The following is a 23,262-nucleotide window of genomic DNA, read 5'->3' as shown; positions in this document are numbered from 1 at the left end:
AAATAAGTCTGACTTTTTGGCCCTGTGATCCACTCGGTACGCTGAGTGCATGAGCACCATGGGCCGAGGGCTGCACGGCCGCGTACTGGACAGCCTGGGCCCCGCGATCACCGCCGGTGAGTACCCGCCGGGCAGCGTCCTGCGCACGGACGAGCTGGCCCAGCGGTTCGAGGTGTCACGCTCCGTGATGCGCGAGGCGGTCCGGGTCCTGGAGTCCATGCACCTGGTCGAGTCCCGCCGCCGGGTCGGCGTGACGGTCCGGCCGAAGGCGGAGTGGAACGTCTACGACCCGCAGGTCATCCGCTGGCGGCTGGCCGGCGCCGACCGCCCCCACCAGCTGCGTTCGCTGACCGTGCTGCGCTCGGCGATCGAACCGGTGGCCGCGCACCTGGCGGCGAGGAGCGCCACGGCGGAGCAGTGCGCCGAACTCACCGAGTGCGCGCTCGGCATGGTGGCCAACTCACGCGGCCACCGGCTGGAGCAGTACCTCGTGCACGACATGGCGTTCCACCGGGTGATCCTCAACGCGTCCGGCAACGAGATGTTCGCCCGGCTCGGCGATGTCGTGGCCGAGGTCCTCGCGGGCCGTACCCACCACGAGGTGATGTTCGAGGATCCCGACCCGGCCGCCGTCACCCTCCATGTCCAGGTCGCCGAGGCGGTACGGGAGGGCGACGCGGCCCGCGCCGAGCAGCTGACCCGCGAGATCGCGGAGGGTGCCCTCCAGGAGCTGGACATCCTGGCGCCTTAGGGCCGCCGGGGCACCGGGGTACGGGCGCTCGCGACGCGTGTCGGCCGCGGTACCGATCAGGCGGAGGCTCCGCCCGGCGACGTAGCGGCCCCCAGAGCACGCACCTGACGCCGCGAGGCCGCCCTCCGGGCGACGACGGGATTGCCGGACAGGCCCTAGGCCGGGAAGTCGCCGTCCAGGTACACCCAGGCTCCGTCGACCCGCTCGAAACGGCTGAGCTCGTGCAGGGACCCACCCCGGTACGACGCCCGGAACTCCACCGTCCCCGTGGAGTGGAACGCGGACCCGTCACCCGCGCCCAGGATCTCCAGTCCCGTCCAGCGCATCCCCGGGTCGAGATCGAGCCGCGCCGGCCGCGTCCGCGGATGCCAGGTACGCAGCAGATACGCCGAGTCCCCGGTCACGAACGCGCTGTACCGCGACCGCATCAGCGCCTCGGCGGTCGGCGCGGCGGCGGCACCGGAGTGGTACCGGCCGCAGCACTCGTCGTAGGGCTTGGACAGCCCGCAGGGGCAGTCGGCGGGCGGGGTGGGGCGCGTGGGGCGAGCGGTGCGACGGGACATGCGGCCCATTCTCCGCCACCGCCCGCGGGCAGCCTCTCCTCAGGCCGACTCGGCCACGTCCCCCGGCACCGGCAACGCCGGCAGCGCGGTGCCGTGGACCCAGGCGTCGAACAGGTCGTCCAAAGGCTCCTGCGTGAACCGGGCGACATGGGCGGCGAACGTCGCCGTGGTCACCGAGCCGCCCCGGTGCAGTCCCGCCCACGCCCGCAGCATGTGGAAGAACCGCTCGTCGCCGAGCGCGCAGCGGATCGCATGGATCGTGACCCCGCCGCGCTCGTAGAGCCGGTCGTCGAACATCGCCTTGCGGCCCGGGTTGGCGATCCGGATGTCCTGCGGCAGCCCGGACAGCAACCGGTGTGCGACGGCCGCCAGTTGCTGTGCGCTGCGACCGCCGGACCGCTCCGACCACAGCCACTCCGCGTACTTGGCGAGCCCCTCGTTCAGCCAGATGTGCCGCCAGTCCGCGATGGACACGCTGTTGCCGAACCACTGGTGCGCCAGTTCGTGCGCCACCAGCCGCTCCGAACCCCGCGCTCCGTCCACGTGGTTGACGCCGAACAGCGACAACCCCTGTGCCTCGACGGGGACATCGAACTCCTCGTCGGTGACGACGACGGCGTACTCCTCGAACGGGTAGGGGCCGAAGAGCCGTTGGAACAGGTCCATCATCGCCGGCTGGCGCGCGAAGTCACGGGAGAACTCCGGGAGCAGATGCGCGGGTATGTGCCCGTGCATCGGGATCCCGCCGAAGCCCGGATCGCCCAGCAGCACGGTCTGGAACTTGCCGATCGCGAGGCCCACCAGATAGCTCGACGTCGGAGCCGCCTGCTCGTACACCCAGGTCGTCGTGGATGCCTTGGTGGTCCGGGTCAGCAGCCGGCCGCCGGCCACCACCGAGTAGGCGGACGGGCAGGTCACCGAGATCAGGTAGGACGCCTTGTCGGCCGGCCGGTCGTTGCACGGGAACCAGGAGGGCGCGCCGATCGGCTGGCTCGCCACCAGCGCGCCGTCCGTCAGTTCCTCCCAGCCGATCCCGCCCCAGGGGCTGTTCACCGGCCTGGGGTTGCCCGACCAGTGGATCTCCACGGTGAAGGCGGCGCCGGCCCGCAGCGGCTTGGCGGGCTTCACCCGCAGCTTGCCGCCCCGGTGCGTCCAGTGCGGCTGGCGGCCGTCCACCCGGATCCGGCCGATCTTGAAGTCGGCCAGGTTCAGCTGGAACTCGGGCAGCGCCGCCCGGCCCGCTATGGCGTTGATCCGGACCGAGCCGGACAGTCGGTTGGGGCCGGGCCGGTAGTCCAGCGTGAGCTCATAGCGATGTACCCGGTACCGGGGATCGCCGTTGTCCGGGAAGTACGGGTCCGGACCCGCTGACTGCTGCACTGCCACTTCCGCGTTCGCTCCCTGCGCTGTGCTCGAACCGTCTCTCGGTGCACCGATGCCCGCGGCCACCGAACGGCCCGCGCTCAGGGACGCCATGCCTCGATCGGGTTGCCGAGCCAGCGGGTGTCGTCGGGAACCGACTCCGCCGCCATGACGAGCGACGCGGGACCCAGGGTGGTACGGGCCCCGATCGTGCTGCCGGGCAGCACGATCCCGCCAGGGCCCAGTGTGGCGCCCTCACGGAGAACCACAGTATCCGTCCGCAAGATCCGGTCGTGGAAGAGGTGAGTCTGCAGGACACAACCGCGGTTCACGGTCGCCGCGTCCTCCAGTGTGACCAGATCCGTCTCCGGCAGCCAGTAGCTCTCCACCCAGACGCCCTTGCCGATACGCGCGCCGAGGCCGCGCAGCCAGGCCGTCATCAGGGAAGTACCCGGAACCGAGCCGGCCAGCCACGGCACCGCCAGCACCTCGACGAAGGTGTCCGCCAGTTCGTTGCGCCACACGAACGCACTCCACAACGGGTGCTCCCCGCCGCGGTGCCGCCCGACCAGCAGCCACTTGGCCAGCACCGACACCAGGCCCGCGACGGCGCCGGAGGCGAGCAGCACCAGCCCCGCCAGCACCGGCGCCCAGCCGCCCAGCGCGCACAGCGCGGCGACCGTCAGCCCGGCCAGCGCCACCGAGCACAGCACCGGCACGATCCTGCACAGCTCCACCAGGGCGCGCGCCCACAGCAGCCGCGCGGGCGGCTCATAGGTCCGGCTCTGGTCGCCGTCCGACGCGCTGCGCGGCAGCTTCACCGGCGGCAGCCCCAGGTAGGACGTGCCCTTCTTCGCCTTCTTCGGCGTCGCCGACAGCACACCCACCAGACCGCCGTCCGGCACACTGCGGCCCGGCGCGGTCATCCCGGAGTTCCCGAGGAACGCCCGCCGCCCGATCTCCGCGCGCCCGATCCGCACATAGCCGCCACCGAGCTCGTACGGCGCGGTCAGGGTGTCGTCGGCCAGGAACGCGCCCTCGCCGACCGTCGTCAGGCTCGGCAGCGCGAGTACGGTCGAGACCTCGGCACCGCGCCCGATCCGCATCCCGAGCAGCCGCAGCCACACGGGCGTGACCAGACCGGCGTACAGCGGGAACAGGGTGTCGCGGGCGCGGTCCATCAGCTGGGAGACCGTCCAGGCCTGCCAGCCGATCCGGCTGTGCGTCGGATGCGTGCCGACCCGCAGGCCCAGGCTGAGCAGCCGTACGGAGACCAGGATCAGCAGCGCGTACGCGAGCCCGAAGGCCAGCGTGGCCGGGACCAGGGCGACCGCCGCGCCCCGCAGGGCCTCGGCCAGGCCGTCCCCGGGAGCCACGAAACGCCCGGTGACCAGCAGCGCGGCGGCACCCGCCAGCACGGGCAGCGCGCTGAGCCCGACGCCCGTCAGGCCGTACATCACCCGCCAGTAGGTGCCGCGCTGCGGCCGGTGCTTGGGCCAGTTCCGCTTGGCCTTGCCCAGCTTGACCGCCGGAGCGCCGGCCCAGCGCTGGCCGGTCGGGATCTGGCCGGTGACCGCCGAGCCGGGGGCCACCTCGGCTCGCTTGCCGACCCGGGCGCCCGGGAAGAGGATGCCGCGCGTCCCGACGACCGCGTGGGCGCCGATCCGGACCGGGCCGATCACCAGCCGGTCGCCGTCCAGCCAGTGGCCGGACAGGTCCACCTCGGACTCCACGGCCGCGCCGCGCCCCACCCTGAGCAGGCCGGTGACCGGCGGCAGCGAGTGCAGGTCCACCTCGGGACCGATCTTGGCGCCCAGCGCCCGCGCGTACCGCTCCAGCCAGGACCCGGTCAGCGCGGTCGCGCCGGTGAACTCGGCCAGCCGCTCCGCCGTCCACAGCCGCAGATGCACGGAGCCGCCGCGCGGGTACCGGCCGGGCTTCACACCCCGCAGCAGCAGCCGCGCACCACCGGCGGCGATCGCGATCCGGCCGGGCGGGGTGTAGAGGACCAGGGCCCCGACGGCCACCAGCCACCAGGGCGCGGTGGGCAGCCAGCCGTAGCCGCTCAGCACGTTGCCGAGCGCGGCCAGGACGACCGTCCAGCGCAGCCCGAGCAGGGTGAACAGCGGGAGCAGCACCATGAGCTGCACCAGCCGGGCGGCGCGCGGCACCGGGGCGATCGTCCGCCGCGCGCTGTCGTCCTGCGCCGACTCCTCCAGGTGGCGGGCCAGCTTGCGCAGCACCGGCTGCTGGTAGATGTCGAGGACGGCCGCGCTCGGGTAGCGGGTGCGCAGCCGGGTGGTGAGCTGGGCGGCGGACAGACTGCCGCCGCCGATCGCGAAGAAGTCGTCGGAGGCGCCGGCCACCGGGATGCCGAGGACCTCGGTCCACTGCTCGGCGAGCCAGGCCTCGGTGCCGTACAGCTGCTCGGCCTTGCCGGCCGTCTCCAGGCCCTCCAGGGGCCAGGGCAGGGCGTTGCGGTCGACCTTGCCGGAGGTGCGGGTGGGCAGCTCCTCGACGGGCGCGAGCAGCGGGACGAGGGCCGCGGGCAGTTCGGCACGCAGCTTCTCGACGGCGGTCGCCTGGTCCCAGCCGTCCTGGGTGACCACATAGCCGACGAGCAGCTGGTTGCCGCTGCGGGCGGTGCGTACGGCCGCCGCGGCGCCCGCGACGCCGGGCAGCGCCTGGAGGGCCGCGTCGACCTCGCCGAGCTCGATCCGGCGGCCGCCGAGCTTGATCTGCTCGTCCGCGCGCCCGAGGAACACCAGCCCCTCCCGGTCGGCGCGCACCAGGTCACCGCTGCGGTACGCCCGGTCCCAGCCCAGCGACTCAAGGGGCGCGTACTTCTCGGCGTCCTTCTCGGCGTCGAGGTAGCGGGCCAGACCGACCCCGCCGATCACCAGCTGACCGCTCTCGCCCAGGGACACGGGCACGCCCGCGTCGTCCACGACGGCGAGTTCCCAGCCGCTCAGCGGCAGGCCGATACGGATCGGCTCCTCGCCGGTCATCAGGGCGGCACAGGCCACGACGGTGGCTTCGGTGGGCCCGTAGGTGTTCCAGACCTCGCGGCCCTCGGTGACCAGCCGCTGCGCCAGCTCGGGCGGGCAGGCCTCGCCGCCGAAGATCAGCAGGCGGACGTCGTTGAGCGTCTCGGGTTCCCAGAGCGCGGCCAGGGTCGGCACGGTCGAGACGACGGTGATCTCCTGCTCGACCAGCCAGGGGCCGAGATCGGCGCCGCTGCGGACCTGGGAGCGGGGTACCGGGACCAGGCAGGCGCCGTAGCGCCAGGCCAGCCACATCTCCTCACAGGAGGCGTCGAAGGCCACCGACAGGCCCGCCATGACCCGGTCGCCGGGTCCGATCGGTTCCTCGGCGAGGAAGAGCGCGGCCTCGGCGTCCACGAAGGCGGCGGCGCTGCGGTGGGTGACGGCGACGCCCTTGGGCTTGCCGGTGGAACCGGAGGTGAAGATGATCCAGGCGTCGTGCTCGACGCCGGGCCGCAGGGCGGCGTTGGCCGCCTCGGGGTTCCGTACGTCGATCGCCAGCCCGGCGCCGAGCACGGCCGCGACCGCGGCCTCCCCGAACACCAGCGCGGCCCGCTCATCCGGGTCCTCGGCGTCGACGGGTACATAGGCGGCACCGGCCGCGAGCACACCGAGCACGGCGATGTACAGGTCGTTGGTCCCGGACGGCACCCGTACGCCCACACGGTCGCCGAGCCCGGCCCCGGCCTCGTGGAGCCGTCGCCGCAGCCGCTCGACCTCGACCGCGAGGGCGCGGTAGGTGAGCTGGGCGGTACCGTCGTCCAGGGCGGGCTCGTCGGGGTGTGTCCGTACCGTTGCTTCGAACACGTCCACGAGCGTGCGCGGCGAGGCCGCGGCTCCCGCCGAGAATCGTGCCGTGTTCCCGAACTCCTCGCGGATCTCTTCGTCGAGCAAGCCGAGAGCGCTGCTCTCGTCAATCGCTGCCATCCGGTCCTCGCGTCTCGTTCCCGGAACCTCCGGGGCGCCGGCGGGTCCTCAGGTCTGCCTGGGGTTGTCCGGCTCCGGCTGGGTAACAAGCCGGAAATATTAGTACGACGCTAGGTTCCCGCTCATCTTGTGGCCACTTGAAAGCGGCCGTTCGGGGCAGTCCCTTGAATCTTAAGTCACCTCTGACCAGGCCTTCCCCGAACGTGACGAGAGATGAGACACACAGCGTGAGCCGGGCCAACACAGCGTAAGAAGGGTCAACAGCGCGTGAGGCGGGCCCACTCCACGGGCTCGACCGCGCGCACGACGACGGCCGGCGCCGCGGCGGGGAGGGGAGTTCGCAGCGGAACCGGCTGTCGCCGTGGGGGGCGGTGTGGATCGGACGGTACGGAGCGAGCGGTGCTGTTCACGCGGTGCTGTTCACGCGGTGCTGTTCACGCGGTGCTGTTCACGCGGTGCTGTTCACGCGGCGCTGACCTCGGCCCAGATGGACTTGCCCCAGGGCAGATTGCCCACGCCCCAGCGGCCGGAGCACAGCGCGTCCAGGATCAGCAGGCCGCGCCCGCGGTCGCGTTCGACGGAGATGGGCCGTAGCCGAGGGCGGTGGTTCAGCGGATCGTGCACCTCGACCCGGGTCCGGGAGCCGTCGGTGTCGATGAGGAGACGGACCGGGTCGTCCGGGTCGGTCTCGTACCGCAGGGAGTTGGTGACCAGTTCGCAGGTGACCAGCGCGACGGCCTCGATGTGGTCACGGGAGGCGTCCGGTGTGTGATGGGTGATGAAGTCGCTCACGAACATCCGTGCCGCTCTGGCGGACTGAGGCTCGCTGGCCAGTAACAGGACGGGCGGCGGGGCGAGTTGCAGTGCACGAGTTTCGGTCGTGGTGCTCCGCTGGCGTTCGATCATGTAGATCCCCTCACGGGCATGTCCCAACGCAGGCACGGTGGTTCGCCATGCGAGTGCGGTCACTTTCGTATTTCCCGGATTCATGGTGCCTTCACGACACAGTCAACCGCAATACGTTCCACGTGATGTGAAAAATTGCGCACCTCTGCGGGAGAGTTGCGGGACAAACTGCGAGCCGGTGGCGAGGGTGGGGGCGGCACGGCAGACTGTCGGGCAGTTCATCGGACAGAAGGGGGAATCCGTGAGCACGCCCACGGTGCGCCGGCGACGGCTCGGTGCGAAGTTGCGCGAACTGCGCGGCGAACTCACCCTCGACGAGGTCGCGGAGCACTCCGAAGGCGCGTTCGTCTCCTCGAAGCTGTCCCGGATGGAGACCGGCAAGACCGCCCCCAAGGCAGCGGACATCCAGGCGCTGCTCGACCTGTACACCGCACTCGGCCGCGACGTGAGCGACGAACTGCGCGCGGCCCTGATCACACTCACCAAGGAGGGCGGCCGCCGCGACTGGTGGCACTCGTACCGGGGTGTCCTCACCCCGGTGTACGAGGACCTGATCAGTCTGGAGGCCGAGGCGGAGACGGTGTCCACCTGGCAGTTGGGGATGATCCCCGGACTGCTCCAGACGGCCGAGTACGCCCGCGAGATCATCCGGGCGACCGCCATGTCCGAGGCGGTCGAGGCACGGGTCGACGCACTGGTCGAGGTACGGCTGGCACGCCAGGCCGTCCTCACCCGCGACAGTGACCCGCTGGCGCTCTGGGCGATCATCTCCGAACAGGCCCTGCGCTGCACCACCGAGGATCCCGCCCTGATGTACGAGCAGTTGGGGCGCCTGCTTACGATGGGGCGGCGCCCGAACATCAACATCCAGGTGTTGCGCTCGGACGCCCCCCTGCACGCCGGGCTGACCGGCACCTTCAGCATCCTGGGCTTCGGTCCGCACACGGACCTGGACGTCGTCCACCAGGAAGGGCTGACCTCCGCCCTGTACATCGAGGAACGTGATCGGGTCTCCACGCACCGGGCCGCGTGGCAACGCCTCACGTCTGCCGCCGAGTCCGTCGAGGCGTCGGTGGAACTGATCACCCAGATAAGGAAGAACGAATAGCGAATGAAGCACGTTGACGACGCGTCGACTCTGCCGGTGACCTGGTGGAAGTCCTCGGCGTCCGCATCACAGTCCGACTGCGTGGAATGCGGGATCGTCGACGGGGCGACGGTCGCCGTCCGCGACAGCAAGCGGCCCCACGGGCCGGCGCTGCTGCTGGGCCGAGCGGCACTCTCCGCGTTCACCTCGGCCGTGCCCCTCGGGAACCCCGGGGACGGCCGAATAGGCCGCCTCGGCTGACCCGCACGCCTCCCCGAAAACCAAGAAACCCCTGCTCAGCAGGGGTTTCTTCGTGGTGTCCGAGGGGGGACTTGAACCCCCACGCCCGATAAAGGGCACTAGCACCTCAAGCTAGCGCGTCTGCCATTCCGCCACCCGGACAAGGTGTCTGTCGCGCGGGGTCTCCCTCGCGGCGACGGAGGAAACATTACCAGGCTTTCGGAGGTGGCCGATCACACCCTGTTCCGGGGACGGGCGGGCGTGAACGGCGTGTGACGGACCGGGACCGGTCTTGGGCTCGGAGCCGGAAGGGAGAGAGGATGACGGAAAGGATGACAGGGACCGGCCGGCAGTGACAGCGGAAGGAAGCAGCGTGAGCGAGACGGACACGGCCAGGAGCGTCACCGGCGAGGACGAGGTCGTGGACCTCTGCCGCGAGCTGATCCGCTTCGACACCAGCAACTACGGCGACCACTCCGGGCCGGGCGAGCGCAAGGCCGCCGAGTGGGTGGCCGAGAAGCTCGCCGAGGTCGGGCTCGAGCCGAAGATCTTCGAGTCGCACCCGGGCCGCGCCTCCACGGTGGCCCGCATCGAGGGCGCGGACCCGACCCGGCCCGCGCTGCTGATCCACGGCCACCTCGACGTCGTACCGGCCAACGCCGACGACTGGACCCACCACCCGTTCTCCGGCGAGATCGCCGACGGGTGCGTGTGGGGCCGGGGCGCGGTCGACATGAAGGACATGGACGCGATGACCCTGGCGGTCGTACGGGACCGGCTGCGCAGCGGCCGGAAGCCGCCCCGGGACATCGTGCTCGCCTTCCTCGCCGACGAGGAGGCCGGCGGCACCTGGGGCGCCCGGCACCTCGTCGACCACCACCCGGACCTCTTCGAGGGCGTCACCGAGGCGATCAGCGAGGTGGGCGGCTTCTCCTTCACGGTGAACGAGCAGCGGCGGCTCTATCTGATCCAGACGGCCGAGAAGGGCATGCACTGGATGAAGCTGAAGGTGGCCGGCACCGCCGGGCACGGCTCGATGATCCACCGCGACAACGCGATCACCGAGCTCTCGGAGGCCGTGGCCCGGCTCGGCCGGCACAAGTTCCCGGTACGGGTCACCAAGACCACCCGGGCCTTCCTCGACGAACTGGGCGACGCGCTCGGCACCGACCTGGACCCGGAGGACATGGAGTCGACGCTGGCCCGGCTCGGCGGCATCGCCAAGCTCATCGGCGCGACCCTTAGCAACACCGCCAACCCCACCCAGCTGAACGCCGGTTACAAGGTCAACGTCATCCCCGGTGAGGCCACCGCGCACGTGGACGGCCGATTCCTGCCCGGGCACGAGGACGAGTTCCTCGCCGACCTCGACCGGATCCTCGGCCCGCACGTTGTCCGCGAGGACGTGCACTCCGACAAGGCGGTGGAGACCTCCTTCGACGGCGCCCTGGTGGAGGCCATGCAGTCCTCGCTGCTGGCCGAGGACCCCACCGCCAAGGCGATCCCCTACATGCTCTCCGGTGGCACCGACGCCAAGTCCTTCGACGACCTCGGCATCCGCGGCTTCGGCTTCGCACCGCTGAAGCTGCCGCCGGAGCTGGACTTCGCGGGCATGTTCCACGGCGTGGACGAGCGGGTGCCGGTGGACGGCCTGCAGTTCGGCGTGCGGGTACTCGACCGCTTCATCGACGCGTCGTGAAGCCCTGGCTTCAGGTAATCGGGCGGCTGTGCGAGATCGACTGAAAAGAGTGAATGCGACGATAAGCTCGTAGCTCCATTACTCCCTCCTCGTTACATCTAATGCGATCCGCTACTTGGGATCGCATTGCCAACAAGGAGGAATAATGCTCAAGAAGGTCGTCGCTGCTGCGGCTGCCACTGGTGGTCTGGTTCTCGCGGGTGCGGGCCTGGCTGTCGCCGATTCGGGTGCTCAGGGCGCTGCCGTGGGTTCCCCGGGTGTCGTCTCCGGCAACGTGATCCAGGTTCCCGTGCACGTCCCGGTGAACGTCTGCGGCAACACGATCTCGGTGATCGGGCTGCTGAACCCCGCCTTCGGCAACACCTGCATCAACAAGTGACGCCCACTCCCTGAGGGGCGTCTTTCCGTCGGCCCCGGAGCGCGCGCCATGCGCTCCGGGGCCGACCGGTTTTTCCGCGGGCTCTTTCCGCGAGAAATGCAAGAGTCAGGATCCAAGGCAGGGGGGAATTCAGAAATGCGACAGGGCACCCGTAAGGGCCTCATGACAGTGGCCGCGGCGACCGGTGTGATCGCCGCGGCGGGCGGTTACGCCCATGCCGACTCGGGAGCCATCGGCTCCGCCACCGACTCAGCCGGTGTGCTCTCCGGGAACACGGTGCAGGCGCCGGTGCACGTTCCGGTGAACGTCTGCGGCAACACCGTGAACGTCGTCGGCGCCCTCAACCCGTCGATGGGCAACAAGTGCGCCAACCACGGCGGCGGGGGCGGTGCTTCCGCCGGCCACGGCGGCCACGGCGGGTACGGGGGACAGCCGGGGCACGGTGGAGGGCACGGAACCCACGGCGGCTCGCACGCCGGGGGGCACACCGGTGGCTCGCCCGGGGTTGGTTCGGGCAACACCGTGCAGGTGCCGATCGACGTCCCGGTCAACGTGTGCGGGAACAGCGTCAACGTCATCGGGATCGGCAACACCGCCGTGGGCGACGAGTGCGCCAACGGGGGGAGTTCCGGACATTCCGGCGGCTCCGGCCACTCCGGCGACTGTCACCCCACGCAGCCGCCCGCACACGGGGGGCACGGACACGGGACCCCTCCCGGGCACGGGGGGCACGGGACGCCTCCGGGGCACGGAGGACACGGCGGGCACGGCGGCAACCCGCCCGGGCAGCCGGGTCAGCCGGGGCAGCCGGGGCACCCCGGAACTCCCGGGCAGCCGGGTCAGCCCGGAACCCCGGGACACCCTGGGCAGCCGGGCAACCCCGGCAACCCGGGCCAGCACCCGGGTACGCCGCCCGGTCACTCCGGGGGAGGGACCGTCACGACCGGTAACGGCCCCACCCTCGTCGACCCGCTGGGCAGCCTCTCGGTGACCCAGCCCGGGCCGGCCGCCGCGCAGCTCGCGCACACCGGCAGTGACCTGCCGCTGGGCCTCACGCTGCCGGCGGGCGCCGGCGCGCTGCTCGCGGGTGCGGTGCTGTACCGAAAGGCGCGCGCCTCGGCGTAGCGCACGGACCGTGACGCTCGTCTCAGAGGGGGCGCCCCCAGCGGCGGTGCGCGGAACGGAGCGGGCCCCGTCGATGCGGGGCCCCTTCCGTCATGCGGCGAGTCTCACCATGTGGCACGCACCTGGCGGATGATCCGCCGGCGCAACCGCACCCTGCGGCTGCCGTCGCGCATGAGGCTCAGTCGGTCCAACTCCCAGTGTCCGTACTCGGCATGGTCTGTCAGCAGGCGCGTCGCCTCCTTGCGGGACACCCCGCGAGGCACGTACACGTCGACAAATTCGTATTCCGGCATCGCATCTATTGTGCGGGCTGGTGCCCGGTACGGATAGCGTCTGCACTATGTCTGATGCTGCGCAGCCCACCGCTGCCGAGGTACGCGCCGCCGCCGAGGCGGTCAAGACCGCGCTCGATCGCCATCTGGCCGCGGTCGAACGCAGGTCGGGGGAGGACGACCCGGCTGTCTACGAGGCGTTCAACCAGCTGGCCGCGGCCGCCGAGGTCTACGACGAGCTGCTCTACGACCGCCACGACGAGGTCACCCCCTTCGAGATCCCCGGCACCGAGGAGTCGCTGCCACCGTATGCGGGGCCCGAGGAGCCGAACGCGATCAGCGTGCTGATCCGCCGCGACTACGCCGTGGCGGAACCCCAGCGGCTGCTGGCGCAGGCCCAGCGGGTCGAGGCGGCGGAGTACGGCGACGTTCCCGGCGCGGACCAGGACGCCGCCGGCACGATCCACGGGGCGCTGGGGATCCTGTTCGGCGAGTTCGAGCCGGACGAGATCGCCTCCCGGCACAAGGAGTTCGGCCTGGAGGAGGGCGACTCCACCCTGTGGGTGACCGCGGCGGACGAGCAGGCCGAGCCCGGTGAGTGGCTGGAGGCCCCGTTCGAGGGGGTCGAACCGCAGCGGGTCGTGTGCCGGTTCGACGTCAGCGCGGTGTTCGACGACGAGGACGGCGACGACGGCGAGCACACCGGGCGCAGCGAGGACGCGGACGAGCTGGACGACGTCCTCGACCTCGACGAGGACGAGGACCTGGAGCCGTTGGACGCCGAACGCTGACCCGCCGGTGACCGGCGGTGCCGTGCGGGCCTTCGGGCCGGTCGGGCACCGCCGGCTCACGGGACACGGCGGGAACGGCGGGGAAGAGGGGTGGGGCCGGGTCAGGCTTCGGCGGGCGCCGGTGCCTGTGCCTTGAGGAGGAGTGGCAGGCGGGTCGTCCGGGGCTTCGGCAGGGTCTCGGCCACCGCCTTCGGCAGGGCCTGTTCCACGCCGTGGACCACCGACAGATGCCGCTCCGCCCGGCTGAACGCCGTGTACACCCAGGGGCGGCTGAGGGACTGGGCCGCGTCCCCGGGCAGCACCACGACCGCGGCGGGCCAGTGGCCGGCCACCGCCTGGTGGGCGGTCAGCGCCCAGCCGTGGCGTACGGCCTGCTCCACCCGCTCCTTCGGTACGACGACGGGCGTGCCCGCGCACGACAGGTGCAGTCCGTCGGCGTCGGCGTTCACCACCTGGCCCGGGACCGTACGGCCCGGCGCGGGGGAGTAGACGATCCGGTCGCCCGGGTCGAAGCCGCCGAAGCGGCCGGGGCCCGGATTGAGCCGTTCCTTGAGCGCCGCGTTGAGGGCGCGGGTGCCGGCCGCGCCGCCGTGGCCCGGGGTGATCACCACGGTCTGTTCGGCGGGGACGCCGATGGCGCGCGGGACGGAGTCGGCGACCAGCTGCACCGTCCGGTGCACCGCCTCGCCCGCGTCCCGCACCGGCACGATCACGATCTCCTTGCCTGGCGCCTCAACCTGGTTCAGCTCGCCGGCGCCGATCCCGGAGACCAGTTCGCCGAGCGGGCCGGGGTCGGGCGTGCGCGAGGCGATCGCCGGGCACACCCGGGCCGCCAGCAGGTCGGCGAAGACCCGCCCGGGGCCCGCCGACCACAGCACCGCCGGATCCCCGCTCAGCACCAGCCGGGCCCCGTCGGGCAGCGCCTCCACGAGCATCGCGGCGCTCTCCACGTCCAGCTGGGGCGCGTCCAGCACGATCAGCAGGTCGAGGTCCAGGGCACCCTCGGCGTCCCGGCCCGGCCCCTCGGCACCGGAGAGCAGACCGGCGACCGTGCCGACGGGCGCCTCGCCGTCCGCCGCCTCGCCGTCCGCCGGCGCGGCCAGGCGGCGGTGTCCCTCCGGGGTGTGGGTGACGGCGAAGGCACGCAGTCCGGCGCTCCGGGCCGCGCTGAGCAGGGCCGCCGGTTCGGCGCGCGCCGCCTCGCCGCCCGTATGCAGCACCAGGCCGTGTCCGGCGACCGCCGCCGCCAGCTCGGCCGCGCCGCCGGTGGCCGCCGTGGCGGCCGCCTCCCAGCGCTCCGCGGCGTCCTTGGACAGGGAGTTGACCAGCCGGGCCAGTCCGTCGGCGAGGCTCTCCTCGGCCAGCGCGTACCGCTCCAGAGCGACCAGGACCCGCACCGGCCGCTCCTCCTCGTCGTCCTCGGGCTCGGGAGCGCCCGGATCCAGGGGGTCCTGGAAGACCAGCGCGTCTCCCTCGGCGATCGCGCTCTGCACGGCAGCCTCGGGGTCGGGTACCGCCCGCTGGGCCAGCGCGGCGGTGAGCGCCGGCATCTCCAGCGCGGTGTGCCCGGCCAGGGCGGCCTGTTCCAGGAGCCAGCCGGTGACCGCCCGGCCACGCCGCTCGTCGTCCGGACCGCACTCCGCGCCCAGCAGCGCCCGCGCGAACCCGTCCGCCTGGTCCGGCCGTACACCGGTGACCCGGAGCAGTTGCCAGGGGTCCTCCCGCAGCAGGGCGTCCGCGCCCTCACCGAGGGCGGCGGCGATCTGGGGGGCGAGCGACTCGGGCGCACCGCCTTCGGTCAGCAACGCCCGTACCGCCGCGACCGTCTCCGCGGCGGGTGCCGCAGGCGCGGCGGCGACAGGTGCGGGCCGGGGCCGGTGAGCCGGCTCCGGTACGGACGCCTGCCGCGGGGCGGGCTCCGGGGCGGCGAACACGGTGGCCGTGGGCTTCTCGCCGCTCTCCACCGCCCGGATCGCCGCGAGCAGGTCGGCCGCCTTGCCACTGAGCTTGGTCCCGGCCTCGACCGGCCCCGCCTTCTCGGCCTTCCGCCGCTCGATCCGCTCCCGCTCGACCCGCTGTGCGGCCAGCTCGGCCTCGGCCTCGGACAGCCGCGCGGCACCCACCGAACCGCCGTCGCCCGCGCCGCCCTCCGGGCCACCGGCCGCGCCCGCGACACCGCCGTCGGCCCGGTCGCCGCCAGCGCCCTCGCCGGCCTCCGGGCCACCGCCCGCGCCTGCGGTGTCGTCGATCTCGGCCAGGCGGCTGCCGTTGCCCGCGTCGCCCTCTCCGCCTGCATTGGCCTCCGGGGCACCGCCCGTGTCCGTGATGCCGCCGTCGGCCCGATCGCTGCCGTCGCCCGCGTCGTCCGTGCCGGTCCCGCCCGCATCGCCCGCATCGCCCGCGTCGTCCGTGCCCGTCGCCCGGGAGTCGGCGGGTTGCGTGTCGCTTGCCGTGTCGCCTGCCGCGGCGGTGGTGGTGGCGAGGGCGTCGGTCTCCGTCGTCCCCCCGGCCGTCGTGCCCTCGTCGGCCTCGGGCGTGGCGCCCAGCCCCGGCTCCGTGCTCACAGGGTGCTCCAGTCGTGATCGGGATAGCGGTGCACGGGCGCCGACACGTCGTCGAGGGCCCGGCAGATCTCGTCAGGAAGAGTAAGCGCCTCCACTGACAATGCCCCCGTGAGCTGCTGCGCGTTGCGCGCACCGACGATCGGCGCGGCCACGCCCGGCCGGTCCCGGACCCAGGCGAGCGCCACCTGGAGCGGTGTTACGGCGAGTCCGTCCGCCGCCGTCTGCACCGCGTCCACGATCCGGGTCGCGGTGTCGTCGAGATACGGCGCGACGAACGGCGCCAGATGCTCGGAGGCGCCTCTGGAGTCCGGGGGAGTGGAGTGGCGGTACTTCGCGGTCAGCACCCCCCGGCCCAGCGGGGAGGACGGCAGCAGGCCGATGCCGAGGTCGAGGGCGGCGGGCAGCACCTCGCGTTCCACGCCCCGCTGGAGCAGCGAGTACTCCAGCTGCGTGCTGGCCAGCCGGGTGCGGATGCCCGGCGCCGCGAGCTGCCAGGTCGCCGCCTTCGCGAGCTGCCAGCCGCAGAAGTTGGAGACCCCGGCGTACCGGGCGCGGCCGCTGCTCACGGCCAGGTCGAGGGCCTGGAGGGTCTCCTCCAGCGGGGTGTCCGGGTCGTAGGCGTGCACGTGCCAGACGTCGACGTAGTCGGTGCCCAGGCGGGACAGGGAGGCGTCGAGCGCGGCGAGCAGATGGCCGCGGGAGCCGTCGAAACGGCGGTCGGGGTCGGGGACGCTGCCCGCCTTCGTCGAGATGACCAGGTCCCGGCGCGGCACCAGCCCTTCTATGAGCTGTCCGAGGAGGTACTCGGCCTCTCCGTCGCCGTACACGTCCGCGGTGTCCACGAGGGTTCCGCCGGCCTCCCAGAACGCCTTCAGCATGTCCGCGGCGTCGTGCTCGTCGACGTCCCGGCCCCAGGTGAGGGTGCCGAGCCCGATCCGGGACACGCGCAGGCCGGTACGGCCGAGATGCCTCTGCTCCATGCCCGCGAGATTACTGGCCAGAGTTGGTGCGTTGGGTTGCCTGTGGATAACCGATTTCACGAGGCAGCGGTACGTTTGCAGGAGGCGGGAGCCGCCCTGCCCAGGGGCGCGGGGCAGTACCGATACGCGGCTCCGCCGCGTGGGTGCGACCAGTCCCCACGACGCGCGGCCGGGCCACGACCGATCCCCCACCCGCCCATGACCGCGCTAAGGTCTCCGCAACAGCGACGTTACTGATCGGTAAGGGGATCGGCCATGAAGCTCGGGATCAACCTCGGCTACTGGGGTGCCGGGATGGACGGGGACAATCTGGCCGTGGCGCAGGAGGCCGAGCGGCTCGGGTACGCCGTCTGCTGGGCCGCCGAGGCCTACGGCTCCGACGCCGCCACCGTACTCAGCTGGGTCGCCGCCCAGACCGAGCGGATCGACGTCGGCTCGGCCATCTTCCAGATCCCGGCCCGGCAGCCCGCGATGACCGCGATGACCGCCGCGACGCTCGACTCGTTGTCCAAGGGCCGCTTCCGGCTCGGCCTCGGCGTCTCCGGCCCACAGGTCTCCGAGGGCTGGTACGGCGTCAAGTTCGACAAGCCGCTCTCCCGCACCCGCGAGTACGTGGAGATCGTGCGCAGGGCGATGAGCCGCGAGCGGCTGTCGTACGAGGGCGAGCACTGGACGCTGCCGCTGCCGGGCGGTCCCGGCAAGCCGATCAAGCTGACCGTGCACCCGGAGCGCGAGCACATCCCGGTCTACATCGCCGCCATCGGGCCGAAGAACCTGGAGCAGACCGGTGAGATCGCCGACGGCGCCCTGCTGATCTTCCCCTCCGCCGAGCACCTGGAGGAGACGGCCGTGAAGTACCTGCGCGCGGGGCGGGAGAAGGCCGGCGAGACCCTCGACGGGTTCGACATCTGCCCGACGCTGCCGCTCGCCGTCGGCGAGGACAAGGACGTGGCCACGCTCGCCGACACCTTCCGGCCGTACACCGCCCTGTACGTCGGCGGCATGGGCAGCCGCAAGCAGAACTTCTACAACCATCTCGCCCAGCGCATGGGGTACGAGCAGGAGGCCGCCGAGATCCAGGACAAGTACCTGTCCGGGGACAAGAACGGGGCCGCGGCCGCCGTTCCGCACGACCTGATCGACAAGACCACGCTGCTGGGTTCCGTGGACCGGATCGCCGACCGGATGAAGGCCTACGCGGCCGCCGGGGTCACCACGCTGTCCCTGGCGCCCGCCGGATTCGCCCTGGACGAGCGGCTCGCCTCGCTGCGGGCCGGCGCCGAGGCCCTGGAGCGCGCCGGGCTCGCGTAAGCGCCTCGGCGAGAGAGAAGTCCCCGGCCGTGGTGGGGGCTCGGGGGTCTTCCCCGCCACGGCCGTCACGGAGAACAACGCGCCCGCGCCCGCCCGGTTACGCCCCCGGTGTGACCCCGGTGCTCCTCCTTTCGGCCGAAGTTCGTCCGCACAGCTGTTGGGGCTGTCCGGATGCGGCATTCGACTCGATCTCTGCGGGTCTGGTGAGTCCTCCGGAGGGGTGCCCACGACGCTTTCGGCCAAGAGACTGTCCGCATGGGCCGCGTCCTCGGCTGGCCGAAGGGCAGGTCCGCGCTCCTCGCGTGCGGCATCCACGCCGTCTACGCCTGGGAGCGCGCCGTCGGCCGGCGCCGGATGGTGTCGCTGCGGATGCCGGAGCACAGGAACGCCCTGGGCGGCCCGCCACCCCCGCCAGCCGCGCCCCCGAACTCGCCTGAGCGGGGGGAGGCGGGCGCCCGGCCGCCGCGCGCCTCACATCCAGCCGCGGCGCTTGAACAGCCGGTACAGCGTCAGCTCCAGGGAGGCCATGACCAGGATCACCGCCGGGTATCCCCAGAACCAGTGCAGCTCGGGCATGTGGTCGAAGTTCATTCCGTAGATCCCCGCGATCAGTGTGGGGACCGCCGCCATGGCCGCCCACGCGGAGATCTTCCGCATGTCGTCGTTCTGCCGCACGCTCATCTGCGCGAGATGGGCGCTGAGGACGTCGGAGACCAGCCGGTCCAGGCCCTCCACGCCCTCGTTCACGCGCAGCAGGTGGTCGTTGACGTCCCGGAAGAAGGGGCGGGCGTCCTCGCGCACGAAGGGCACCGTCAGGCCGCTGCTGTAAGAGCCCACCCCCGCCAGCTTGGTCATCGGCACGGCCAGCGGCACGGTGGCCCGGCGGAACTCCAGGATCTGCCGCTTGAACGTGTAGATCCGCGACGCGGTGTGCCGGGAGCCGCCGCCGCTCGGCGAGAACACCTCGGTCTCCAGCTCCTCCAGGTCGGTCTGCAGCTCGGTCGCGACCTCCAGGTAGTTGTCGACGACCGCGTCGGAGATCGAGTACAGCACCCCCGTCGGCCCGTGCTTGAGCAGCTCGTGCTGCTCTTCCAGATGGCGCCGGATGTCCCCGAGCGGCGAGGGGGTCCCGTGGCGCACAGTGACCACGAAGGAGTCCCCGATAAAGATCATCAGCTCGCCGGAGGTCACCGTGTCGCTCTGCGGCTCGTACGTCACCGGCTTCAGGACGACGAACAGCGAGTCGTCGTACACCTCCAGCTTGGGCCGCTGGTGAGCCGTCAGGGCGTCCTCCACGGCCAGCGGATGCAGCCCGAACTCGTCGGTGACCAGGTCGAACTCGTGCTCCGTCGGCTCGTACAGGCCGATCCAGAGAAAACTGTCGCCACGCGCGCGTGCCTCCGCGAGGGCGTCGGAGAAGTCCTGCGGGGTCTCCGTCCGCTCCCCGTTCCGGTAGATGGCACAGTCGACGATCACGGAGAGTATTCTCCCGTCGCTCGGTCCACACCGCACTCCGTGACGTTTTCCGCCTCCGGGCCGCACCCGTCGGCGTCGAGGTGTCGAGCGAACGGAGACCCGAAGCGGCGAGCGCGTTCGGCCCCTCGGCACCGGCGCACTCCTCGGGCGGGCGAACGCCTACCCTGGGCCGCATGCCCACGCTGATCCTCGTAAGGCACGGACGGTCCACCGCCAACACCTCCGGGCTGCTCGCCGGCTGGACCTCCGGCGTCGCCCTCGACGACCGCGGAGCCGCCCAGGCCGCCGCGCTGCCCGGCCGGCTCGCCGGTCTGCCGATCTCGGAGGTCGTCGCCAGTCCCCTGCAGCGCTGCCAGGAGACGATCCGCCCCCTGCTGGACGCCCGCCCGGAGCTCACCGCCCACACCGACGAGCGGATCGGGGAGGCCCACTACGGCGACTGGTCCGGCCGCAAGCTCGCCGAGCTCAAGGACGACCCGCTGATGGAGGTGGTGCAGGCGCACCCCTCGGCGGCCGCCTTCCCGGGCGGGGAGTCCATGCGCGCCATGCAGACGCGCGCCGCCGAGGCCGTACGCGAGTGGAACGCGCGCGTGGAGCGCGACCACGGCTCGGACGCCGTCTACCTGATGTGCTCGCACGGCGACATCATCAAGTCGCTCGTCGCGGACGCGCTCGGTCTGCATCTCGACCTCTTCCAACGGATCTCCGTCGAACCGTGTTCCATCACCGCGATCCGCTACACCCGTCTGCGGCCGTTTCTCGTTCGTCTCGGGGACACCGGGGATTTCGCGTCCCTTGCCCCCCGCGAGGAACCTCCCGGGGAAGACGCCCCGGTCGGTGGCGGTGCCGGCGCGCCGTGATCGTCAGCCGCAGTAGGGTGAAGCGATCCACGTAGTCGCCGACCGGCAACCCGCACGGTCAGTCGCCCTTCCGAGCCCACGCACTTTCGATTCCCATGGAGACAGGACGTGTCCCGTCAGGTGTTCCTCTACGATCCGCCGGACCGCTTCGTCGCGGGCACCGTCGGACTGCCCGGACGCCGTACGTTCTTCCTCCAGGCCACGGCCGGCCCCCGGACGACCAGCGTGGCCTTGGAGAAGACCCAGGTCGCCGCGCTCGCCGAACGCATGGACGAACTCCTCGACGAGGTCGTCCGGCGCAGCGGCGGAAACGCGGCCGTCCCCGCCGTCGCACCCACCGAGATCGCCGACAGCGCCCCGCTGGACACCCCCATCGAGGAGGAGTTCCGCGTCGGCACCATGGCGCTCGCCTGGGACGGCGAGGAAGAGCGCATGATCGTCGAGGCGCAGGCGCTCGTGGAACTGGACGCCGACTCCGACGAGGACCTCGCCGAGGCCGAGGAGCGGCTTCTGCAGGACGAGGAGAACGGGCCCCCGATGCTGCGGGTCCGGCTGTCCGGCGCGCAGGCCAGGGCCTTCGCCAAGCGCGCCCTGGACGTCGTCAACGCCGGGCGGCCGCCGTGCCCGCTGTGCAGCCTCCCGCTCGACCCGGAAGGACACGTATGTCCGCGCCAGAACGGATACCGCCGCGGAGCGTGACCCCCGCCGAACTGCTCGTCCACGGTGAGCTGAAGGTACGCGGCCGCATCCGCGACGCCTCCAACGCCGCGCTGTTCTGCACGGTCGCGCACGACGGCGCGGAAGCGTCCTGCGTCTACAAGCCGGTCGCCGGGGAACGCCCGCTGTGGGACTTCCCCGACGGCACCCTCGCCCAGCGCGAGGTCGCCGCCTACGAGGTCGCCGCGGCCACCGGCTGGGACCTGGTCCCGCCCACCGTCCTGCGCGACGGGCCCTACGGCGAGGGCATGTGCCAGCTCTGGATCGACATCGACCCCGAGAGCGCCGACCTGCTCGCCCTGGTCGACGCCGAGGAGCCGGAGCCGGGCTGGAAGGCGATCGGGTTCGCCGAGGTCGGCGAGGGGAGGACCGCGCTGCTGGTGCACGCCGACGACGAGCGGCTGCGCCGGCTCGCCGTCCTCGACGCCGTGATCAACAACGCCGACCGCAAGGGCGGCCATCTGCTGCCCACCGCCGACGGGCGCCTGTACGGCATCGACCACGGGGTCACCTTCAACGTCGACAACAAGCTGCGCACCCTGCTGTGGGGCTGGGCGGGGGAGTCGCTCACCGGAGAGGCCGTCGAGGCCCTCACGAAGCTCCGTGAGGCCCTCGACGGGGCACTGGGGGCCCGGCTGACCGAGCTGATCACCGCCGTCGAACTCGACGCCACGCGCGCGCGTGTCGACGCGCTGCTGACCACCGGAAAGCACCCGGAACCGAGCGGAGAGTGGCCGGCCATCCCCTGGCCGCCCGTGTGATTGGCCCGCAGCACATCGCGGACGCAAGATCAAGGGTGCCTTCCCGGTCATCTGGCCCGGTCCGGTTCGTATACCGAACTCGGGTCCGGTTACGCTCATGTACATGCATGCCTGGCCCGCTTCCGAGGTCCCCGCCCTGCCTGGTCAGGGCCGCGACCTGAGGATCCACGACACCGCGACCGGCGGTCCTGTCACCCTCGACCCCGGTCCCGTCGCCCGTATCTATGTCTGCGGCATCACCCCGTACGACGCGACCCACATGGGACACGCGGCGACCTACAACGCGTTCGACCTGGTTCAGCGTGTGTGGCTCGACACCAAGCGGCAGGTGCACTACGTCCAGAACGTGACGGACGTCGACGACCCGCTCCTGGAGCGCGCGGAGCGCGACGGCGTCGACTGGGTCGCCCTCGCCGAGAAGGAGACGACCCTCTTCCGCGAGGACATGACCGCCCTGCGGATGCTGCCGCCGCGGCACTACATAGGCGCGGTCGAGGCGATACCCGGCATCGTGCCGCTGGTCGAGCGGCTGCGCGACCTCGGCGCGGCCTACGAACTCGAAGGCGACATCTACTTCTCCGTCGAGTCCGACCCGCACTTCGGCAAGGTCTCCAACCTCGACGCAGCCGCCATGCGGCTGCTGTCCGCCGAGCGCGGCGGCGACCCCGACCGCCCCGGCAAGAAGAACCCGCTCGACCCGATGCTGTGGATGGCCGCCCGCGAGGGCGAACCCAGCTGGGACGGCGGCTCCCTCGGCCTCGGCCGCCCGGGCTGGCACATCGAGTGCGTGGCCATCGCCCTCGACCACCTCGGCATGACCTTCGACGTCCAGGGCGGCGGCTCGGACCTCGCCTTCCCGCACCACGAGATGGGCGCCTCGCACGCCCAGGTGCTCACCGGCGAGTTCCCGATGGCCAAGGCGTACGTCCACGCCGGCATGGTCGGCCTCGACGGCGAGAAGATGTCCAAGTCCAAGGGCAACCTGGTCTTCGTCTCCCAGCTGCGCCGTGACGGCGTCGACCCGGCCGCCATCCGCCTCGCCCTGCTCTCCCACCACTACCGCGCGGACTGGGAGTGGACCGACCAGGTCCTGGCGGACGCGGTCACCCGCCTCGGCCGCTGGCGAGCAGCGGTCTCCCGCCCGGACGGCCCGCCGGCCGAAGCCCTGGTGGAGGAGGTCCGCGAGGCCCTGAGCAACGACCTGGACGCGCCGGCGGCACTGGCGGCGGTGGACCGCTGGGCGGCACGACAGCAGACGGAGGGCGGCACGGACCCGGGCGCCCCGGGCGTCGTGTCGCGGGCCGTGGACGCCCTGCTCGGCGTGGCCCTCTGACGAAGCGCCGGCCTCCCCGTGCCCCCAAGGGCCGCGGGGATGCCGGCAATGTGCGGCTCCGCCGCGTGGGCGCGCTCAACCCCCCCGGCGGGCACGCGGTACACGACGCCTCGA

At 72.1% G+C, this 23,262-nt stretch carries 20 protein-coding genes, 1 tRNA gene and 1 pseudogene; 13 read left to right on the top strand and 9 right to left on the bottom strand.

The genetic code is table 11. The features are described 5' to 3' along the window. Nucleotides 1-49: 49 nt before the first annotated feature. Complete coding sequence (locus tag AB0N16_RS15595) at nucleotides 50-751, top strand: FadR/GntR family transcriptional regulator (protein WP_365796863.1); 702 nt, start codon at nucleotides 50-52, stop codon at nucleotides 749-751. 155 nt (nucleotides 752-906) lie between these two features. Here the strand turns inward: AB0N16_RS15595 and AB0N16_RS15590 are convergent, their stop codons facing one another. From AB0N16_RS15590 to AB0N16_RS15575, 4 genes are all read right to left on the bottom strand, one after another. Then, complete coding sequence (locus AB0N16_RS15590; protein ID WP_365796861.1) at nucleotides 907-1,314, bottom strand: YchJ family metal-binding protein; 408 nt, start codon at nucleotides 1,312-1,314, stop codon at nucleotides 907-909. A gap of 39 nt (nucleotides 1,315-1,353) precedes the next feature. Then, nucleotides 1,354-2,700, bottom strand: coding sequence for a M1 family metallopeptidase (locus AB0N16_RS15585; protein ID WP_365796859.1), 1,347 nt, complete (start codon nucleotides 2,698-2,700; stop codon nucleotides 1,354-1,356). A 77-nt stretch (nucleotides 2,701-2,777) separates the two neighbouring features. Beyond that, a complete protein-coding gene (locus AB0N16_RS15580) occupies nucleotides 2,778-6,647 on the bottom strand; it encodes a Pls/PosA family non-ribosomal peptide synthetase (protein WP_365796857.1) in 3,870 nt (1,289 codons plus the stop codon). Between the two features lie 462 nt (nucleotides 6,648-7,109). After that, nucleotides 7,110-7,553, bottom strand: a complete 444-nt coding sequence (locus AB0N16_RS15575; RefSeq protein WP_365796855.1) for an ATP-binding protein — start codon at nucleotides 7,551-7,553, stop codon at nucleotides 7,110-7,112. Nucleotides 7,554-7,794: 241 nt separating this feature from the next. On the opposite strand from AB0N16_RS15575, the gene AB0N16_RS15570 reads away from it, so the two are divergent. Both AB0N16_RS15570 and AB0N16_RS15565 read left to right on the top strand, forming a co-directional pair. Further along, a complete protein-coding gene (locus tag AB0N16_RS15570) occupies nucleotides 7,795-8,661 on the top strand; it encodes a helix-turn-helix transcriptional regulator (protein ID WP_352220058.1) in 867 nt (288 codons plus the stop codon). Between the two features lie 3 nt (nucleotides 8,662-8,664). Next, the gene (locus tag AB0N16_RS15565) at nucleotides 8,665-8,901 is read left to right on the top strand and encodes a DUF397 domain-containing protein (protein ID WP_365796853.1); all 237 of its coding nucleotides are present in this window, start codon (nucleotides 8,665-8,667) and stop codon (nucleotides 8,899-8,901) included. 53 nt (nucleotides 8,902-8,954) lie between these two features. On the opposite strand, the gene AB0N16_RS15560 is transcribed toward AB0N16_RS15565, so the two are convergent. Then, a tRNA-Leu gene (locus AB0N16_RS15560) sits at nucleotides 8,955-9,042 on the bottom strand. A gap of 211 nt (nucleotides 9,043-9,253) precedes the next feature. On the opposite strand from AB0N16_RS15560, the gene AB0N16_RS15555 reads away from it, so the two are divergent. The 3 genes from AB0N16_RS15555 (at nucleotide 9,254) to AB0N16_RS15545 (ending at nucleotide 12,083) form a co-directional block, all read left to right on the top strand. After that, on the top strand, nucleotides 9,254-10,579 hold the full coding sequence (locus AB0N16_RS15555; protein ID WP_365796851.1) for a M20/M25/M40 family metallo-hydrolase: 1,326 nt from the start codon (nucleotides 9,254-9,256) through the stop codon (nucleotides 10,577-10,579). A gap of 145 nt (nucleotides 10,580-10,724) precedes the next feature. Then, nucleotides 10,725-10,958, top strand: coding sequence for a chaplin ChpH (gene chpH, locus AB0N16_RS15550; RefSeq protein WP_123978334.1), 234 nt, complete (start codon nucleotides 10,725-10,727; stop codon nucleotides 10,956-10,958). A 135-nt stretch (nucleotides 10,959-11,093) separates the two neighbouring features. Next, nucleotides 11,094-12,083 (top strand): chaplin, encoded by a 990-nt coding sequence (locus tag AB0N16_RS15545; protein ID WP_365796849.1) that lies wholly within the window; start codon nucleotides 11,094-11,096, stop codon nucleotides 12,081-12,083. A gap of 104 nt (nucleotides 12,084-12,187) precedes the next feature. Here the strand turns inward: AB0N16_RS15545 and AB0N16_RS15540 are convergent, their stop codons facing one another. Continuing rightward, nucleotides 12,188-12,376, bottom strand: coding sequence for a DUF5703 family protein (locus AB0N16_RS15540; protein ID WP_046732800.1), 189 nt, complete (start codon nucleotides 12,374-12,376; stop codon nucleotides 12,188-12,190). A gap of 47 nt (nucleotides 12,377-12,423) precedes the next feature. On the opposite strand from AB0N16_RS15540, the gene AB0N16_RS15535 reads away from it, so the two are divergent. Then, nucleotides 12,424-13,146: a hypothetical protein gene (locus tag AB0N16_RS15535; protein ID WP_365796847.1), complete on the top strand. Its 723-nt coding sequence runs from the start codon at nucleotides 12,424-12,426 to the stop codon at nucleotides 13,144-13,146. Between the two features lie 101 nt (nucleotides 13,147-13,247). Here AB0N16_RS15535 and AB0N16_RS15530 read toward each other — a convergent pair whose 3' ends face one another. Together AB0N16_RS15530 and AB0N16_RS15525 are read right to left on the bottom strand one after the other, a co-directional pair. Continuing rightward, complete coding sequence (locus tag AB0N16_RS15530) at nucleotides 13,248-15,473, bottom strand: helix-hairpin-helix domain-containing protein (RefSeq protein WP_365797131.1); 2,226 nt, start codon at nucleotides 15,471-15,473, stop codon at nucleotides 13,248-13,250. A gap of 233 nt (nucleotides 15,474-15,706) precedes the next feature. After that, complete coding sequence (locus tag AB0N16_RS15525) at nucleotides 15,707-16,690, bottom strand: aldo/keto reductase (RefSeq protein ID WP_365796845.1); 984 nt, start codon at nucleotides 16,688-16,690, stop codon at nucleotides 15,707-15,709. 255 nt (nucleotides 16,691-16,945) lie between these two features. On the opposite strand from AB0N16_RS15525, the gene AB0N16_RS15520 reads away from it, so the two are divergent. Both AB0N16_RS15520 and AB0N16_RS15515 read left to right on the top strand, forming a co-directional pair. Further along, entirely contained in the window at nucleotides 16,946-18,001 is a 1,056-nt protein-coding gene (locus tag AB0N16_RS15520) for an LLM class F420-dependent oxidoreductase (protein WP_365796843.1), read from the top strand. A 255-nt stretch (nucleotides 18,002-18,256) separates the two neighbouring features. Beyond that, nucleotides 18,257-18,433, top strand: a pseudogene (locus tag AB0N16_RS15515) (ferritin-like domain-containing protein); the annotation flags it as partial. A gap of 39 nt (nucleotides 18,434-18,472) precedes the next feature. Here the strand turns inward: AB0N16_RS15515 and corA are convergent. Next, nucleotides 18,473-19,477, bottom strand: coding sequence for a magnesium/cobalt transporter CorA (corA, locus tag AB0N16_RS15510; RefSeq protein WP_365796841.1), 1,005 nt, complete (start codon nucleotides 19,475-19,477; stop codon nucleotides 18,473-18,475). Between the two features lie 173 nt (nucleotides 19,478-19,650). Between corA and AB0N16_RS15505 the strand changes: the two genes are divergently transcribed. From AB0N16_RS15505 to mshC, 4 genes are all read left to right on the top strand, one after another. Continuing rightward, complete coding sequence (locus AB0N16_RS15505) at nucleotides 19,651-20,337, top strand: histidine phosphatase family protein (RefSeq protein ID WP_365796840.1); 687 nt, start codon at nucleotides 19,651-19,653, stop codon at nucleotides 20,335-20,337. Nucleotides 20,338-20,445: 108 nt separating this feature from the next. Continuing rightward, on the top strand, nucleotides 20,446-21,036 hold the full coding sequence (locus AB0N16_RS15500; protein ID WP_365796839.1) for a DUF3090 domain-containing protein: 591 nt from the start codon (nucleotides 20,446-20,448) through the stop codon (nucleotides 21,034-21,036). Beyond that, the gene (locus AB0N16_RS15495) at nucleotides 21,000-21,815 is read left to right on the top strand and encodes an SCO1664 family protein (protein ID WP_365796837.1); all 816 of its coding nucleotides are present in this window, start codon (nucleotides 21,000-21,002) and stop codon (nucleotides 21,813-21,815) included. Before AB0N16_RS15500 ends, AB0N16_RS15495 begins: the two co-directional genes overlap by 37 nt. Nucleotides 21,816-21,918: 103 nt before the next feature. Continuing rightward, entirely contained in the window at nucleotides 21,919-23,148 is a 1,230-nt protein-coding gene (gene mshC, locus AB0N16_RS15490) for a cysteine--1-D-myo-inosityl 2-amino-2-deoxy-alpha-D-glucopyranoside ligase (protein WP_365796835.1), read from the top strand. Nucleotides 23,149-23,262: the final 114 nt, after the last annotated feature.

The organism is Streptomyces sp. NPDC051105 (assembly GCF_040682795.1).
GTDB lineage: Bacteria > Actinomycetota > Actinomycetes > Streptomycetales > Streptomycetaceae > Streptomyces.
The sequence above is the reverse complement of the archived record's forward strand: the minus strand, read 5'-3'. Positions and strand labels throughout refer to the sequence as shown.